Source organism: Bacillus sp. FAU20, from assembly GCF_056033865.1.
Genome location: NZ_JBVYHY010000021.1, coordinates 419,571 through 436,290, shown reverse-complemented (window position 1 = coordinate 436,290; position 16,720 = coordinate 419,571). Strand labels below are relative to the sequence as shown.

Sequence of the window (16,720 nt, the reverse complement as noted above, 5' to 3'; positions counted from 1 at the left end):
ATTATATTGTAGAAATCTAAAAACCCCTTTATTAGGGGTTTTTAGGTTTCTATAGGTCTGCATGTGTTTCTTGTTTATCTGTATCCCATTTTGGAAGTTGTTTTGCTTGTTGATTTTCAGTGAAATTATTAAAGCCAAAAGCAAGTATGCATGTAAAGGTTAAAATAGCTAAACTAATCTTTTTCATTATCTTAGTGCCTCCTTAGTTAATAATTTTTGTTTTGCTTCGTAAGTTTTGAAAAAATATTTTTGAGATTTCTCTATTTTATTCACTTTATGAAATTCTACTGCTAATAATTCGTAATATTCTTGTGCATAATCGTATAATTCTTTACTGTTAAAATATGTAGTGCCTGCAATGATTGCGTTTTCTAAGTCGTCTAGAATACCAGTGTGTTGTGTTTTTAAGATAGTGAAATGGTGTTTATATTCTTGATTATTTAATTCATTACAAATTTCCAATAATGGTAGCATGTTCAGCTTTAAAAAAGTGATAATAATAAGTAATAAAGTCTTCAGTTATTAGATTGTCAAAACGAACAATTTGACTAAAAGTATCATACTTAATGTTTGTCCAATCGGTTAGGACCTTATATTTAAAGTTTAGTAGGGAGTAGTAAAGCGATAGATTTTAATCAGCTTCAATTTTATTAATCTGTTTCTCTATTTTTTCTTTTAATTGTTTCGCTTCAATTAATTGCTCCGCTACCATTACTTGATATAAAATGTTTAATTCGTTGACAATCTGTTCATGCCCTTTTAATAACACACTCATTATATATTCCCCCATCCGATAAAAGTATCCTAATTTAATTATTTCTATAATAGCAAAATAGAAGAAGTATAAGAGTAATTTTACCATATTTTTCAACAAAATTCCGAAAAATCAATTAATTTTTACGTATTTCTTATTTTTATGTGAATATTACAAGTGCCTCTGGTAGTGGTGGGATGAATCTGATTCATGATACGTTAGCGTCAATGGGAGGGATAGTTTCACTTGTAAATATGTTTTTAGGAGGCTTGTTCAGATTGGGTCCAACTGTTAAGTTTTTAACAAAAATTTCACTTTCTTATTTAATAAAAACAGGATAATCCGCATTTTATAAGAATCATCCTGTTTTTATTGATACATTAAAAAATCGGCGGAGTAACAGAAAACAAAACAATGGCATTTTTTTTAAAATGATTCACCCATTTATGTTTTAAATAAGCAGGTATCTTTACACTGTCGCCAGTTTCTAATACGTATTCTTCCTCATTTAAATATAATGTGATTTTCCCATCTAAGACAAATGCCAATTCTTCTCCTTTGTGTTCTAGCACATTTTCTGATGAAGCTGTATTAGGCGGGATAGTCATAATTGCTGTTGCTAAATTTCCAGTGAAATCAGGTGAAAGCATTTCATATGATAAATTATCGATAATCATTTTCTTTCGTTTATGGGAACGTACAATTAAATCGTCTGTATTTGTATCTTCAAGTAAAAAGCTAAATGTTGGCACATCAAGAGCTTTAGCAAGCACTTTTAATGTTTGAATAGAAGGGTTAGCGGACCCGCGCTCAATTTGACTTAACATAGATGGTGTAATATCAGCCATCTTTGCTAGTTCTTTACTAGTTAAACCTTTTTCTTTTCTTTGTTTTTCAATTTTTTTACCGATATCTATATTTTCCATAATGAAAATCTCCTTAATAATTATTAAATTATATTTAAAAAAATTAAATTAAAATTAACTTAATTGAATGATTTGTGTTAAACTATATTAAAATTAATTTAATTATAATTTATTAAATCGTAAGCTACAAGGTGATGAGGAGGAAGAGAAATGAAGGAAATAGAGAAATTAAAAGAGGAATATCCACTATTAAAGAAATTAATCGCAACAGAAGAAGTATTTTGGATAAATCCAAACATAGAAAAGTATGAAACAGCAATAAAAGGTACACCATTGAATGAAGAGAATGTAAAAGATGCGGAAGAGAGATTAAAGCGTTTTGCGCCATATATTGCGAAAGTTTTTCCTGAAACGAAAGGGACGAACGGCATAATCGAATCACCTTTAGTGAAAATACCTTCTATGAAAAAAGCTTTAGAGACAAATTACAAGCAACCTATTTTAGGAGAATTATTATTAAAATGTGATAGTCATCTCCCGATATCAGGATCAATTAAAGCTAGAGGCGGCATTTATGAAGTGTTGAAACATGCTGAGCAACTAGCATTGCAGCACGGAATGTTAACAGAAGAAGATGATTATTCCATTTTAGATAGTGATACATGTAGAGAGTTTTTCTCGAAGTATTCAATTGCGGTAGGTTCTACAGGAAATTTAGGACTTAGCATAGGAATTATGAGTGCGAATCTAGGTTTTAATGTAACCGTTCATATGTCAGCAGACGCAAAAGAATGGAAGAAAAGTTTATTAAGAAGTAAAGGTGTAAACGTTATTGAATATGAAGATGATTATAGCAAAGCAGTAGAAGAAGGAAGACGACAGGCGGATGCGGATCCTAGCTGTTATTTTGTAGACGATGAAAACTCACATGATCTATTTTTAGGATACGCAGTAGCCGCATCACGATTACAAAAGCAATTAGAAGAGTTAGAGGTTGTAGTAGATGAAGATCACCCTTTATTTGTTTACCTTCCGTGCGGAGTAGGAGGAGGACCGGGCGGCGTAGCATTCGGTTTAAAGTTATTGTATAAAGACAACGTTCATTGTTTCTTTGCAGAGCCAACACACTCACCATGTATGTTACTCGGCTTAATGACAGGCCTTCATGACAAAATTGCCGTTCAAGATATCGGAATTGATAATGTAACAGATGCGGATGGACTTGCGGTAGGAAGGCCATCTGGATTTGTCGGTAAAACGATGGAACCATTTTTGAGTGGGAATTACACAGTAAGTGATGAAGAGTTATATAGATTGTTAAAAGAACTAGCTGATACGGAGAATATTGGTTTAGAGCCTTCTGCACTAGCAGGTATGATAGGGCCAGTGAAAGTATGTAAAGAAGATGAGTATTTACAAAAGCAACAGTTAACAGAGAAGGTGAAAAAAGGTACTCATATTGTGTGGGGAACGGGTGGAAGTATGGTTCCAAAAGATGTAATGAATGAATATTATAGGAAAGGTTTGGAGTTAACGGTATAAGAAAAATGAGGCTAATTGTAGCCTCATTTTTTCATGTACATAAAAATCTTTGTTATTTTCACAATAGTTCTTTATAGTATATATAAAGGATAACTAATATTGAATAAATACAACAAAAAAGCTTTATTTTACATAATAAGAGGATGTGTATACGATGTCATTACAGACTAAATATATAGCGGGTATTTCGCTTGGGGTTATGGGTGTCGGCTTTGCGGCTTCTATCCCTTTTCAAGGAACGGTAGCAGGAGAGATTATACAAGGGGGATTTGAAGCTGGATTGGTTGGTGGACTTGCAGATTGGTTTGCGGTTACTGCTTTATTCCGTCATCCGATGGGAATACCAATCCCGCATACAGCTTTGTTACCTAAAAATCGTAAACGGGTAACGAAAGGGCTCATTCATACGTTAGAAAATGAATGGCTGACGAAAGAAAGTATTACGAATAAAGTAAAAGAGATGCAATTAGCACAGATGGTACTGCAAATTGCTGAGAGAGAAATGCAGTCTGATGCTGTGAAAAAGGGGATTGTAACGATTGCAGAGAAAGCAATTGTAACAATAGATACAGAAAAGTTAGCTGTTATTATTGAAAAAGAATTAAAAACATATTTACATACAATTAATACAAGTAACATTTTACAAGTGCTTGTTGATCAATTAGTTGTGCAAGAATATGATGAAAAGACACTTGATTACATATTAGTGAAGGTAAAAGATTGGACCGCGCAAGATGAAGCTCGTTACCAGCTCGGTAGCTTAGGTATGAAGGCGATGGAAAATATAAAAGTAGATGGATTCTTGCAGTTTACTTTGAAATCATTTATGAATATTGTAGATGAAGATAAAATTGGCGGCATTTTGCAGAAGTTTATCATTAGTAATATTAACAGCTTACAAGAGGCTGATAATACCACAAGACAACTTATATTAGCGAAGATTCGTCAAGAAATTATCAATGTAAAAGAAAATGAAGCCTTATTAAAGGAATTAGAAAATTGGAAAGAAAAGTGGATTGCGAATTGGGATGCTACTGACAAAATAAAAGAGATGCTAGAGCAAGTACAACAAAGAGCAGTTGCTTTTGTAAATAATGAAGAATTTGCTGATAAATATGTTATTCCATTTTTACAAAAACAAATGAATAAAATAAAAGAAGATGAACAGATAGTTCAAAAAATAGAAGATTGGTTACAAAAACAAGTTGTGAGTCTTGTTGAGAAGAACCATTCGAAAATTGGTAAGCTTGTACAAGAAAACCTTGATAAGTTAGATGATAAAACGTTAATCGAAATGATTGAAAATAACGTCGGTAAAGATTTACAGTGGATCCGAGTAAACGGGGCTGTTTGCGGATTTATGATTGGATTAGTGTTAGAAGGAATTAAAGCGATTATATGAGAAAAACCTTCCGAAATTGTGGAAGGTTTTTTATTTTTCGATAACGCTCATATTCAAATTATAAGTTTTCTCAATATTTAACTTGTACGTCCCATTTCCAGTTTTAATCGAATTTTTATACCAATGTTCTTGCTCGTTTAATTCTGGATGTTCTTCTGAAGAATTATTTTCTTTTTTCGTTAAATCTTCTACTTGCTCCCAAGGTGTGTTTCCGTGTATTTCTTTTTGATTCGTTATTGCTGTTAAAGATACATCACTTTCTTTTGCAAGATGGACAGACACTCTTGAGCTTTCCTGTACAAACCAATTATTTTGTAATTGACCTGGATAAAGAGATAGTTCGTTATTTGAAGCACGGATTTCCACATTTTTATTTTGCGGAAGAACAAGCGTTGGTTTCACCTGTGGTGCTGAATTAAATAACGTATGCTGAACAGGTAATGATTTTAAAGTGATATACATCGTTTCTCCAGCCGTTTGAACTGAAAGGAAATCATCTTGTTTTAAATTGAGTTTTTCATTTGCTTTCGTTGTCATTTCATAAGTTCCCAAAAGATGAATTTGATTTGTATTATTTCCCTCTATCGTTAGAGGCTGATGTCCTGCATCTACTACGATTTTTTTGATAGATTCAGGTATATCAAATTGTCCGTCTGGAATATTACTCGTTTGCCTCGTTGTGTTAATAGAGTGACGAACTTCTTCTAGTAATCCAGTTGATAATAAACAGTAAAAAGCAATTCCGACGCTTCCTAAAACGCCGATAAAGAAAATACTAAAAATATCATATTTAATAAATGATTGTTCCTTCTTAGAAAATAGAAGGTATAGTAAAACTTCGGCTCCAAGTATGATGAGTAAAACTGGCCACCATGCAGTTAGTGTATCTAATACTTGAATTCCTTTTACGACTGAAAATAGTAAAAAGCATCCTAACGATATAATAGAAAGCCCCATTGAGAATGTTCCAACACGCCAAGTCCTCATTCGCTTGTCCCACCTTTGTTTTCTTTATTTCCAAGTAACAATTTAAAGCCGCCGCCAATTAAAAGGAGCGCAACGATAGATGTTTGGAAATAGCGATAATATAGTTCACTAAGATGAATATTAAATATAGTTACAAAATAATCATTCAAAATAGGAAGGACTGTTTGATCTAATAAATAATAAACACCGAGTGTAATTAATCCGATACCAATCCATCTTTGATGATTTATAAAATAATCGATAATGGGTTCGTCTTGTACTCGTTCTTTTCCGTATTTTGCTGTTTGCTGTAAAGCATCAAAAAAGCTATAGAACCAAATGATTGGCACTAAAAATAAAAACGCAGAAAGTCTTAATAAGTCGAGTAAATAAATAGATAGTAAAAAGGCTGCCATAAGCTGAAGACCACGGCGTTGTAAGCCTAAATACATATGACCTGCACCAGGGAACATAGCTAAAATAGAAGCAAATGTTTTACTTTTCTTTCCCTGCTCTCGATGTTCTTCAAAATCTTCGAAAATAGTACGATCATCTAATTGCTCGCCACGTTCTTTTTTCTGGAGTTGCTGAACAACGTCAAAGAAATTGTAAATCCATAAAACAGGTAATGTAATAAGGAAGATAAGAAAACTTTCTTGCGATGTTAAAAGTGCAACGAAAATGATCATACTTCCGATTCCTGTGCAAGCTACTAAAAATGTAAGTCCGCGTTGCATAAGTCCTAATTGAAAATGGCCAAGTCCAGGGATGATGGATAAGAGAATGATATAAAATCGTTCGCTCTCTTTAGAGGATTCTATGAATTCTCCGGCAGCTTGTTTTTTCGATTGATTAATAATAGTGATAACTAAATCTAATAAATTGATTGCCCATAACACGACTAGTAAAAATAGAGAAAGAAAAGCAATATCACGGGCTCCTAATGCTATTGTACAAAATGCTGCAAAGATAAATAGAAATACAGCCCCTCCGCTATATAAAATAAACCGTCCAAATTTCTTTAAATATAAATGTCCAAGCCCAGGAATTAGCCCTAATACAAGTGCTAAAAAGGGATTTTTATTCATGCTTTGAACCTCCGTCCTTTTTCGATGTGTCTACCGATTTGTTTACAATTTGTTGTGAGATAGAAGACTCGTTATGTTTTGAAGATTTCTCTAAATTTGATGTCGCTGTAAAAATATACTGAAATAAACCACTTACCATAAAAATAATTGTAGCCGCAGTCGCAATTATGTAGTGAATGATCGTGCGCTTTAGTGAGGTTGTTTTTATATTTTCATTAGACTGTAGTGTTTCAAAATTAATTTGCGTCATAACTTCGTTCGTAAATGAATCATCATTTATCATTGGAAGGTTTTCATGTTGTTCATCAATACTTTCCATATAAAGTGCTAAACAATGATCACATTCATAAAGATGTTCTTCCATAGATTCACGTTCATTGCTTTCTATAAAATCTAATGTATAATTGCGCCAATCTTCTTTTGAATAATGCATCATAGAAACTCTTCCTCCTTCCAATGTTTTTTAATCCATTTTCGTGCTCGATACAGTTTCATTTCGACTGTTTTTACTTCGATGTTTTCCTGTAAAGCAATTTCTTGATAGCTCTTTTCTTCTAAGTAATGTGCGAGAATGACGTCACGGTAATTTTCGGGAAGTTCTCGCAGTTTTTGAGCAATGAGTAATTTTTGCTCTTTCGTCAATAATAAAGCCTCAATATTATGAGAGGACTGTATATTTTCCTCAGCTTCTTTACATAAGGAGAGTTCTTCACTTTCTCTAGCTTTCTTTCTCTTATAATCAATAGCGTGATTGGTGGCAATACGTGCCATCCACGTTTTTAATCCACGAAATTGATAATTTGGGAGAGAGGTGTGAATTTTTACGAATACTTCTTGTGTAACATCTTTCGCATCTTCTTCATGTCTTAAAATAGAAAAGATAACTTGAAAAATATAATGACGATATGTTTGTACAAGGATACGAAAAGCATGCTCGCTTCCTTGCTGTGCTTTTTCAATTAATTGTTTTTCCTCAATCGGTCTCTCCCTCCTTTTTGACGCATTCTATTATATAGACGTAAAGAATGATAAGTCACCCTACACATTTTGTAAAAAAAGAATAATATATTTTTTGCGGGAGAGCTAGATGAAAAAAGGTGTGAAAAAATGGTAAAGAGAAGTATATAATGAGCAAGTAGGAAATGTTATACGGAGAAAGGATGTGAATGTTAGTAGGGAAAGATTCATACTAACAAACATGAAAATTAAAATATTAATAGCAGATGATAACTCTTTTATTAGAGAGGGCATGAAAATTATTTTAAATACATACGAAGAGTTTGAAGTAGTAGATACTGTAAATGATGGGGAAGAAGCTGTAGCGTATTGTAAAAAGCATGAAGTTGATATTGCTCTTTTAGATGTTCGTATGCCAAATATGAACGGTGTAGAGGCGACGAAGTTCATTTGTGAAGAGACGAAAACAAAACCGCTTATTTTAACGACGTTTGATGATGATGAGTATATTTTGGATGCAGTAAAAAACGGAGCGAAAGGTTATTTATTAAAAAATAACGATCCGGAGCGTATTCGTGATGCGATAAAAGGAGTATATAACGGTCAAACTGTTATGCAAGATGTTGTCCTCGATAAAATTAAGTCTAATTTAATGGAAAGTAAAGAGGAAGAATGTAAAATTGATAAGAGCCTTTTCACAGAAAGGGAGCTTAGTATTATCGCATTAATTGCAAAAGGTTTCTCAAATAAAGAAATTTCGAAACAGCTTTTTATATCTGAGGGAACAATTGCAAATTATATTACGTCAGTTTTAGGGAAAACTGGACTTGAACATCGCACACAAATTGCGATTTATTACTTAACAGGGAAAGTAGATTAATGATATGGAATTTTGGTTAACTGTAAGTAAATTAATTGTCTTTATATATATTGTGTTCAGTTACATACATTCAAATGTTACGAACTTACCATGGGTTATATTTGCTTTGCTTTTATATCTTTCTGTAAACGTGCTAATCTCTATATTAAAAAAAGATACGTACAAAAAAATATTGATTTGTATTTCAATTAGTGTAGTTATGTTATTAACATGGAGGGTTCATCCGTTTTTTATTTTGTTTTTACCTTTGAATTTATACGAAATTACATTCCATTACATAGACAAGAATTGGTCACACTTTGTTATTATGATGCTCCCAATTACAATTACAGATGAAAGTATTCGAATGACTTATGGATTAATTGTTGCATTTTCTTTTCTCGTTTTAACTATTGCAGATCGATATATATCGCGTGTAGTAAAGCTTGAATCGCAAAATGATAAGATGCGAAAAGATATGCAACGACTTACGAAAAGCTTACATGAAAATAAAGAGTACATAAGACAATCTGAATACACATTTAAGTTAGAAGAGAGAAATCGGTTATCGCAAGAAATTCATGATAAAATTGGTCACTCGATGACGGGTGCACTTATTCAAATGGAAGCAGCAAAAAGGTTAATGGAAATAGATAAAGAAAAATCTGCGGAGTTATTACAAAATGCAATTCACATTTCAAAAGATGGAATTGAAAGTATTCGCATTACATTAAAAAATATGAAGCCACCAACTGAGCAAATTGGCATTCACCGTATGAAATTATTCATAGAGGAGTTTGCTAGTAAGCATGATGTAAACATTCCTTTCGTATATAAGGGAAACTTAGATATGATTTCTCCCATTCAGTGGAAAATTATTGGTGAAAATGTTACAGAGGCATTAACAAATGCGATGAAATATGCTGATGCGACAGTTATTTCTATAGATATTCATGTACTTAACAAGATGGTTAAGGTGCAAGTGAAGGATAACGGAAAAGGCGCAGCCCTTGTTAAGAAAGGTCTCGGTATTATGGGGATGGAGGAGCGAACAGCGTCTGTAAACGGAAAAATTATTGTAGATGGAACAAGTGGTTTTTTAGTGACGATGTTGTTGCCGATATAAGAGAATGGGACGAAGATGAACCATCTCATATGAAAAAAGTGAATAATCTCATGTGAAAAGAATGAACTTCTGCACTGAGCAGGTTCATTCTTTTTGTTTATACTAATAGCAGAGAAACCGAAATAGGGGTGAAATGATGAATACATTAGAAATTAAAAATTTAACGAAAAAATTTGGTGATTTTATCGCAGTTGATAATATGTCTTTATCTATTAAAGAAGGAGAAATATTTGGCTTTTTAGGATCAAATGGTGCTGGTAAGAGTACAACGATAAATATGATTGCTGGTTTGTTAAGAAGTAATGAAGGCGAAATTAGCATACTAGGAAAAAATATAAAGAAACATAATCGATTTGCAAAAATGAATATCGGAATCGTTCCGCAAGATATTGCGATTTATGAAGAGTTAACTGCCTATGAAAATGTGAAATTCTTTGCTGGATTGTATGGATTACGAGGAGCCGAATTAAAAGCTAGGGTAGAGGAAGCTCTTCAATTTGTAGGACTTAGTGATAAACAGAAAAGCTATCCGAAGAACTTTTCTGGTGGGATGAAGCGAAGACTGAATATTGCTTGTGCAATTGCACATAGACCGAAGTTAATTATTATGGATGAACCGACAGTTGGAATTGATCCACAGTCAAGAAACTATATTCTTCAGTCTGTCCGGAAGTTAAATGAAATGGGAAGCACGATTATTTATACGAGTCACTACATGGAAGAGGTAGAAGAGATTTGTACGAAAATAGCGATTGTAGATCACGGTAAAGTGATTGCAGAAGGTACGAAAGAACAACTAAAATCGATTATTACTGACACGAAAGATATTTGGATTGAAGTGAAATCGGTAGAGAATTTAGATGTAGAAAAATTAAAAGAGATAAACGGTGTGAAAGCAGTTCAAATTGAAGAAAACGTAATTAAAGTGAATTCTGATGCGGGATTAAATAATTTAAATAAAATCATTCAACACTGTATCAATCATGATATTGAAATTCGTTCATTAGAGGAGCAGGCTCCCAACTTAGAAACAGTATTCCTTACATTGACAGGAAGAAACTTACGAGATAAATAAAAAGTAAATGAAGAAAAGGTAAAGGGAGGTTCATCAATTGAACATCTTCAATATTGCAATTATGCATATTAAAAGAGATTTCAGAGACGTAAGAACTTTAGTTTTTATGTTAGCATTTCCGATTGTGCTTATGCTTGTGTTAGGAACAGCGTTAACCAACGCATTTAATAGTGATAGTCATTCGATTAAAGATATACAAGTGCTATATAAAGATGAAGCGAGTAGCACGTTTTCTCAATCATTTGAAGCATTTACGAAAGAAGTGGATAAATCAGGTATTCATTTTAAAAAAGCTTCCGGCAGTATAGATGGGAAAGAAGAAGTGAAGCAAAATAAATATGCCGCTTATGTAGAGTTAAATAAAGATGGTGCAAAATTGTACGGAAGTGACAAAAGTAGTATTGAGGGGAGTATTGTGGAAGGAATGCTTACAACATTTGTTGATAAGTACAATGTAGCGGCCGAAGTTGCAAAAGTAGATCCTACTAAGGTGAGCACAGTTATTTCAAACGGAAATCATAATGATTATATAAAAGAAACATCCTTACAAGCTACGAAAAAACCAGGTTCCATGGATTACTATGCGATTGTAATGACAACGATGATTGCATTATATGCTGCAATGGGAGCGAGTTCTTTAATCCGAGGAGAACGCATACGTAAAACAGGAGATCGTCTCATTGCTGCACCTATAAGTAAAGCTGAAATATTTATTGGAAAAGTACTTGGTAGCCTAGTAGCGAACGCCCTTTGCGTATTACTTGTCATGTTATTTAGTAAATTTGTATTTCAAGCGAATTGGGGCGACCACCTTGGAATCATATTTATTATTTTATTAACACAAGTCTTTCTAGCAATTAGCTTCGGTTTAGGGATCGGGTATATTACGAAAACAGCTGAATCATCGAGAGCAATTATTCTTGTTGTTATACAGTTAGCTTCTATTTTTGGTGGTGCATACTTCGTAGTAGAAGAAAATTTAGTTACGAACTTATCACCATTAACGTGGGCAAACACAGCTGTCATGAAAATTATTTATGCAAACGATGTAGGAGCGACACTGCCAGTAATATGTTTAAATCTTGGGATTTCAGCACTCTTTTTATTAATTGCAATTATTGCATTACGTAGACGGGAGGGGCTATAGTATGAAAGATATTTTATGGCTCATACAAAAAACGCTATCTGTCCTTTTGAAAAATAAAAAAGGGTTATTCATTATTATTAGTTTGCCGATAATCGGAACACTCATCTCTTTTTCGATATACGGAAATGCGGGGCAAGGCACGTTAAATATCGGGATTGTAAATAAGGAAAATGAGCTGATAGTAAATGATACGATAAAGTTCTTAGAAGGATTAAATCATGTGAAAGTGAGTAAGGTTAAGGAGTCGGAAGTAGAAGATAAACTCACTTCCAAAAAACTTGATGGAGTTATTACATTACATTCTGGTTTTTCAAAAAGTGTTCGAGAAGGGAAACCTAATCATATCGAGATTGCATCGATTAAAGGTGATCAAGTAACAGTATTTATAAAATCATATTTATATAACTATATTGATAATGTAGCAGCTATTAGTAAAGTAGCAGGAACAGATCAAAGTACATTTGATACTATGTACGCAGGGTATCAAAAAAGTGCATTTAAGATGAAAACTGAAACGCTAGAAGATACTTCGAAAAATAAAGATATGACAAACCAAACGATGGGTTACCTTATTATGTTTATGCTGTTTTCAGCAGCGAACTTATCAGGTTCTATTTTAAAAGAAAAAGAAAATAGAACGTACTTTAGACTCTTATCAACACCGATAGATGGGAAGAGATTTATATTATCTAATGTCGGAGTAAATATGATGATGCTAACAGTACAAATTCTAATTACAACCCTATTCCTAACGAATGTTTTTCATACGAATATCAATATGCCTTTCATAGTGATGATTGGCGTACTCATGCTATTTGCTTTAATAGCGATTGGAATATCATTAGTTCTTGTTGCTTTTTCGAAAAACTCAGCATCGGCAAATACGATGCAAAATCTGGTCATTGTACCAACTTGTTTACTTGCCGGATGTTATTTTCCATATGACATTATGCCAAAAGCGGTACAAAAAGTAGCTGATTTCCTTCCGCAGCGTTGGTTGCTAGACACGATAGCAAAACTACAGCAAGGAATCCCATTTTCAGAGTTGTATGTAAACATTTTAATCTTATTCGCCTTTGCGGTAGCATTCTTCTTAATTGCTATTTATAAGTTTGGAAGAAATAATGATGCGAGAAACTTTGTTTAATATGAAAAGGGTGTGACGTTAAGTCACATCCTTTTTTGTATGAAGCATGAAATCTGAATTTGAATGCCAAAATAGAAGGGTGGAAAGAAAAATGAGCGGAAGGAAATCAAAATGATTAAAAAAATATTACGAGTTACTTCTATTATTATTGCTATTTTCGCTTTTATTTTAATTTGTATGCATATTGATGTTACTTTAGGTAGGAAAATGGAAACTGGGAAAAACATGCCAACAGAGTATGCACCTCATTATAGTGATTTTCAATTATATGTAGAAGGAAAGTCATTTTATAAACAGTTATTTACTGATATAAAAGAAGCGAAACAATCTATTTACACTTATTTTTTTATTTTATCGGATGATAAAAGCAGTCATACTTTTTTAAACTTATTAAAAGAAAAGGCAAGAGAAGGAGTAAACGTATATTTATCTGTCGATTTACTTAACGATTTATCATTTGAAAGAAAGATGAAAAAAGAATTACAGAAAAATGGTGTGCATTTTACATATAGTAGAAAACAGGAATTACCATTCGGGTTTTATTCCCTTCATCATCGTAATCATCGCCGAATTACAACAATTGATGGAGAGATTGGTTATACAGGTGGTTTTAATATAGGAGATGAGTACTTAGGGAAAGATAAACACTTTGGGTACTGGAGAGATTATCATGTACGGGTAAAAGGAGAAGGTGCAAAAGATTTAGAGGAACAATTTGCTTTAGATTGGAAACGAGATACGAAAGAAGATATAAAGAGAAGTACGAATAAAGCTAGTAAAGGGAATACATTACATACTATGGTTAGTTATAATGGGCATCACGTCGCTGAAAAATATTTAGATCTTATAAAACAAGCTCAGCACTCCATTGTAATTGCAACGCCGTATTTTATAGCGAAAAATGAAGAATCAATGAATGCTTTAATCGCAGCACAAAAGCGTGGTGTTACAGTAAAAATACTTTGGTCATATAAACCAGATCTACCTCTTATAAAAGAAGCGGCGTATCCATACATACGTCAAGCTGTTAATAATGGGATTACTGTATATGGTTATAAAAAAGGAATGTTCCATGGCAAATTAATGCTTATTGATAATGAATTAACCGTTATTGGCACAACAAACTTTACTTCGCGTAGCTTTAATATAAATGATGAAATGAATTTTTATATTCATGGTGGTCCTATTGTAGCGCAAGTTAATACAGTGTTAACAGAGGATTTTCGTGATTCGAAAGTAATGACGAAAGAGTTTTTTGAGAAGTTATCTTTTTGGGAGCGTTGTAAGGAGAAATTTGCGGGTTTGGTGGATTTTTATTTATAAAGTTTAAAGAAAAGGGGGTCTTTTATAGACACCCCTTTTTTATGAGAACTAATTACTTTTCATGCACAAGCAATGAAGCATCATCATTAATCAACGTCCCTACATGCTCCCCTAAACAAATTCGTTTCATCACTCCAGGCTCATCAAAGTTAAAGACATGTGCTGGTAAATTGTAGTCCCTGGCAAGCAGTAATGCTGCTTGATCCATGACTTGTATATTTTGTCTAACAACATCATTATAGTTTAGTTTGCTGTACATTTTTGCTGATTTATTATGCTTTGGATCACTTGTAAAGACGCCATCGACACCTTGTTTTGCGACTAATATGGCATCGCTATTCATTTCAATAGCTCTTTGTACGCTTGGATAATCTGTCGTCACGAACGGTTGCCCGTTTCCGCCTCCAAAGATAACGATATAGCCGTTATCTAAATGGTGGACTGCACGCAAGCGAATGTATGGTTCAGCTACTGCATTGAATGGAATGGACGTCATAACGCGTACTTCTCTATTTGTTTTACTTGTTAAAACACCGCGAAGCATTAAGCTGTTAATGATTGTACCTAGTGTACCGATATTATCAGCTTCTACGCGATCAATTCCCCACTCTTCAGCTAGATGCCCCCTAAAAATGTTACCGCCACCGATGACGATGGATACTTCGATATCCAAATCAACAATGGATAAAATTTCGTTTGCGATATGTTCTAATCGTTTGGAGTTAAAGCTATTTCCAGTTTGATCGGCAAGTGCACCGCCGCTTAATTTAATTAAGACACGTTTATATGACCTCATAACAATTCCCCCTATATAGATCGCAATAAAAAAGGAACAAAGGCGAATGCCTTTGTTCCTTTTTAAGAAAATGAAAAAGAAAAGAAGAAGATAGGACGAATTTTTTCACGTAACTTTTCATACCATCCACTCCTTTTCATTTTAATTTGTTTTAAGTATATATCTTTTTGATTATACGAAACAATCTGATTACTTATCAAGTTTATTTTATCGTTTTTTAACAAAATGGTGTCAATGAAAAAAAGAAGAAAAATATTTGAATTTTTTGTGACGAACTTGTAGGTTTTTGTATGATTTTGTAGGTTCGCTTATAAGATGTGTGAGTAGCTTTTATAAATTCAAATTGAAAGCGTTCGCATGAAGGGGATGAACATAAATGAAAAAATTCGGATTGGCAACACAAATTTTTGTCGCGCTTGTTTTAGGGATTGTAGTAGGGGCAGTCTTTTATGGCAATAAAATGGCGATTTCTTATATCACACCAATTGGGGATATATTTATTCACTTAATTAAGATGATTGTAGTACCAATTGTTATTTCAGCATTAATTGTTGCAGTAGCTGGTGTAGGAGATATGAAGAAGCTTGGGAAACTGGGTGGTAAGACAATTCTTTATTTTGAAATTATTACAACGATTGCTATTTTAATGGGATTACTTGCAGCGAATATATTCCAACCAGGTACTGGTGTTGATATGAGTAATTTACAGCAAAGTGATATTTCTTCTTATAAACAAACAGCAGATGCAACAGAGAAGAAAGGTTTTGCTGAGACAATTGTTCACATTGTACCGAAAAACGTATTTGAATCGATTGCACAAGGTGACCTATTACCGATTATATTCTTCTCAGTATTATTCGGTTTAGGAGTTGCGGCAATTGGGGAAAAAGGAAAGCCTGTCTTTAACTTCTTTGAAGGTGTACTCGAAGCGATGTTTTGGGTTACAAATCAAGTCATGAAATTTGCACCATTTGGTGTATTCGCCTTAATTGCGGTTACGGTTGCAAAATTTGGTGTAGCAACACTACTTCCTTTAGGAAAACTAGTGCTAGCTGTATACGTAACTGTTATACTATTCGTTGTGATTGTATTAGGTATTAATGCACGAATGGTTGGCGTAAACATTTTTACATTAATGAAAATTTTAAAAGAAGAACTAATTCTTTCATTTACGACAGCAAGTTCAGAAGCTGTTTTACCTAATATAATGAGAAAAATGGAAGAGTTCGGTTGTCCAAAGGCAGTTGCCTCTTTCGTAATTCCGACAGGTTATACATTTAACTTGACTGGATCGGCTATTTATCAAGCGTTAGCGGCATTGTTTGTTGCACAAATGTACGGTGTACACATGTCACTAACGGAGCAAATAACGTTATTATTCGTTCTCATGTTAACATCCAAAGGTATGGCGGGAGTTCCAGGTGCATCGTTCGTTGTTGTATTAGCAACGTTAGGTTCAATGGGGTTACCACTAGAAGGTATCGCGTTAATTGCGGGAATTGACCGCATTTTAGATATGATTCGCTCATCTGTCAATGTATTAGGAAATGCATTAGCGGCCATTGTTATGTCAAAGTGGGAAGGCGAATTCGATAATGAGAAAGCAAAACAATATGTAGAAACAGTCAAAGAAACAAAAGCAGCATAAGAAATCGTTAAGGAGTGAATAATC

General features: G+C 33.5%; 19 protein-coding genes. 10 read left to right on the top strand and 9 right to left on the bottom strand.

Annotated features, from left to right (window positions below):
• Window positions 1-49 precede the first annotated feature (49 nt).
• The 3 genes from AC0OM3_RS15955 to AC0OM3_RS15945 all read right to left on the bottom strand — a co-directional run bounded on the left by AC0OM3_RS15955 (window position 50) and on the right by AC0OM3_RS15945 (window position 775).
• A complete protein-coding gene (locus AC0OM3_RS15955; protein WP_000724010.1) occupies window positions 50-187 on the bottom strand; it encodes a hypothetical protein in 138 nt (45 codons plus the stop codon).
• Complete coding sequence (locus AC0OM3_RS15950; protein WP_178379672.1) at window positions 187-474, bottom strand: hypothetical protein; 288 nt, start codon at window positions 472-474, stop codon at window positions 187-189. Before AC0OM3_RS15950 ends, AC0OM3_RS15955 begins: the two co-directional genes overlap by 1 nt.
• Before the next feature lie 157 nt (window positions 475-631).
• On the bottom strand, window positions 632-775 hold the full coding sequence (locus tag AC0OM3_RS15945) for a response regulator aspartate phosphatase (RefSeq protein WP_000114843.1): 144 nt from the start codon (window positions 773-775) through the stop codon (window positions 632-634).
• A 143-nt stretch (window positions 776-918) separates the two neighbouring features.
• On the opposite strand from AC0OM3_RS15945, the gene AC0OM3_RS15940 reads away from it, so the two are divergent.
• Entirely contained in the window at window positions 919-1,095 is a 177-nt protein-coding gene (locus AC0OM3_RS15940; RefSeq protein WP_003300760.1) for a hypothetical protein, read from the top strand.
• A 39-nt stretch (window positions 1,096-1,134) separates the two neighbouring features.
• Here the strand turns inward: AC0OM3_RS15940 and AC0OM3_RS15935 are convergent, their stop codons facing one another.
• Window positions 1,135-1,680 (bottom strand): helix-turn-helix domain-containing protein, encoded by a 546-nt coding sequence (locus AC0OM3_RS15935; RefSeq protein ID WP_061883987.1) that lies wholly within the window; start codon window positions 1,678-1,680, stop codon window positions 1,135-1,137.
• Between the two features lie 150 nt (window positions 1,681-1,830).
• Between AC0OM3_RS15935 and AC0OM3_RS15930 the strand changes: the two genes are divergently transcribed.
• Window positions 1,831-3,162, top strand: a complete 1,332-nt coding sequence (locus tag AC0OM3_RS15930) for a D-serine ammonia-lyase (RefSeq protein ID WP_000658341.1) — start codon at window positions 1,831-1,833, stop codon at window positions 3,160-3,162.
• Window positions 3,163-3,316: 154 nt separating this feature from the next.
• The gene (locus AC0OM3_RS15925) at window positions 3,317-4,564 is read left to right on the top strand and encodes a DUF445 domain-containing protein (protein WP_000058310.1); all 1,248 of its coding nucleotides are present in this window, start codon (window positions 3,317-3,319) and stop codon (window positions 4,562-4,564) included.
• Between the two features lie 30 nt (window positions 4,565-4,594).
• Here the strand turns inward: AC0OM3_RS15925 and exsE are convergent, their stop codons facing one another.
• The 4 genes from exsE to AC0OM3_RS15905 are packed head-to-tail and all read right to left on the bottom strand — an operon-like array spanning window position 4,595 to window position 7,539.
• Window positions 4,595-5,551 (bottom strand): exosporium protein ExsE, encoded by a 957-nt coding sequence (gene exsE, locus AC0OM3_RS15920; RefSeq protein WP_001261421.1) that lies wholly within the window; start codon window positions 5,549-5,551, stop codon window positions 4,595-4,597.
• Complete coding sequence (locus AC0OM3_RS15915) at window positions 5,548-6,618, bottom strand: hypothetical protein (protein WP_001039097.1); 1,071 nt, start codon at window positions 6,616-6,618, stop codon at window positions 5,548-5,550. Before AC0OM3_RS15915 ends, exsE begins: the two co-directional genes overlap by 4 nt.
• Window positions 6,611-7,054, bottom strand: a complete 444-nt coding sequence (locus tag AC0OM3_RS15910) for a hypothetical protein (RefSeq protein WP_000972351.1) — start codon at window positions 7,052-7,054, stop codon at window positions 6,611-6,613. The genes AC0OM3_RS15915 and AC0OM3_RS15910 overlap by 8 nt, the downstream gene beginning before the upstream one ends.
• Window positions 7,051-7,539 carry an RNA polymerase sigma factor gene (locus AC0OM3_RS15905; protein WP_474212595.1) on the bottom strand — a complete coding sequence of 163 codons (489 nt, stop codon included), beginning with the start codon at window positions 7,537-7,539 and terminating at the stop codon, window positions 7,051-7,053. Before AC0OM3_RS15905 ends, AC0OM3_RS15910 begins: the two co-directional genes overlap by 4 nt.
• A 277-nt stretch (window positions 7,540-7,816) precedes the next feature.
• Between AC0OM3_RS15905 and AC0OM3_RS15900 the strand changes: the two genes are divergently transcribed.
• The 6 genes from AC0OM3_RS15900 to AC0OM3_RS15875 all read left to right on the top strand — a co-directional run bounded on the left by AC0OM3_RS15900 (window position 7,817) and on the right by AC0OM3_RS15875 (window position 14,252).
• Entirely contained in the window at window positions 7,817-8,455 is a 639-nt protein-coding gene (locus AC0OM3_RS15900) for a response regulator transcription factor (protein WP_000694093.1), read from the top strand.
• Window positions 8,456-8,459: 4 nt separating this feature from the next.
• Window positions 8,460-9,560 (top strand): sensor histidine kinase, encoded by a 1,101-nt coding sequence (locus AC0OM3_RS15895; RefSeq protein ID WP_474212362.1) that lies wholly within the window; start codon window positions 8,460-8,462, stop codon window positions 9,558-9,560.
• Window positions 9,561-9,696: 136 nt separating this feature from the next.
• Window positions 9,697-10,635, top strand: coding sequence for an ABC transporter ATP-binding protein (locus AC0OM3_RS15890; RefSeq protein WP_001093823.1), 939 nt, complete (start codon window positions 9,697-9,699; stop codon window positions 10,633-10,635).
• 37 nt (window positions 10,636-10,672) lie between these two features.
• On the top strand, window positions 10,673-11,782 hold the full coding sequence (locus AC0OM3_RS15885) for an ABC transporter permease (protein ID WP_001020158.1): 1,110 nt from the start codon (window positions 10,673-10,675) through the stop codon (window positions 11,780-11,782).
• Window position 11,783: 1 nt separating this feature from the next.
• On the top strand, window positions 11,784-12,929 hold the full coding sequence (locus tag AC0OM3_RS15880) for an ABC transporter permease (RefSeq protein ID WP_046945425.1): 1,146 nt from the start codon (window positions 11,784-11,786) through the stop codon (window positions 12,927-12,929).
• Window positions 12,930-13,040: 111 nt separating this feature from the next.
• Window positions 13,041-14,252 (top strand): phospholipase D-like domain-containing protein, encoded by a 1,212-nt coding sequence (locus tag AC0OM3_RS15875; RefSeq protein WP_000591910.1) that lies wholly within the window; start codon window positions 13,041-13,043, stop codon window positions 14,250-14,252.
• A 52-nt stretch (window positions 14,253-14,304) separates the two neighbouring features.
• Here the strand turns inward: AC0OM3_RS15875 and pyrH are convergent, their stop codons facing one another.
• Window positions 14,305-15,048: a UMP kinase gene (gene pyrH, locus AC0OM3_RS15870; RefSeq protein WP_001258266.1), complete on the bottom strand. Its 744-nt coding sequence runs from the start codon at window positions 15,046-15,048 to the stop codon at window positions 14,305-14,307.
• Between the two features lie 376 nt (window positions 15,049-15,424).
• Here pyrH and AC0OM3_RS15865 point away from each other — a divergent pair, with 376 nt between their 5' ends.
• Window positions 15,425-16,696 carry a cation:dicarboxylate symporter family transporter gene (locus AC0OM3_RS15865; protein WP_474212357.1) on the top strand — a complete coding sequence of 424 codons (1,272 nt, stop codon included), beginning with the start codon at window positions 15,425-15,427 and terminating at the stop codon, window positions 16,694-16,696.
• Window positions 16,697-16,720 lie beyond the last annotated feature (24 nt).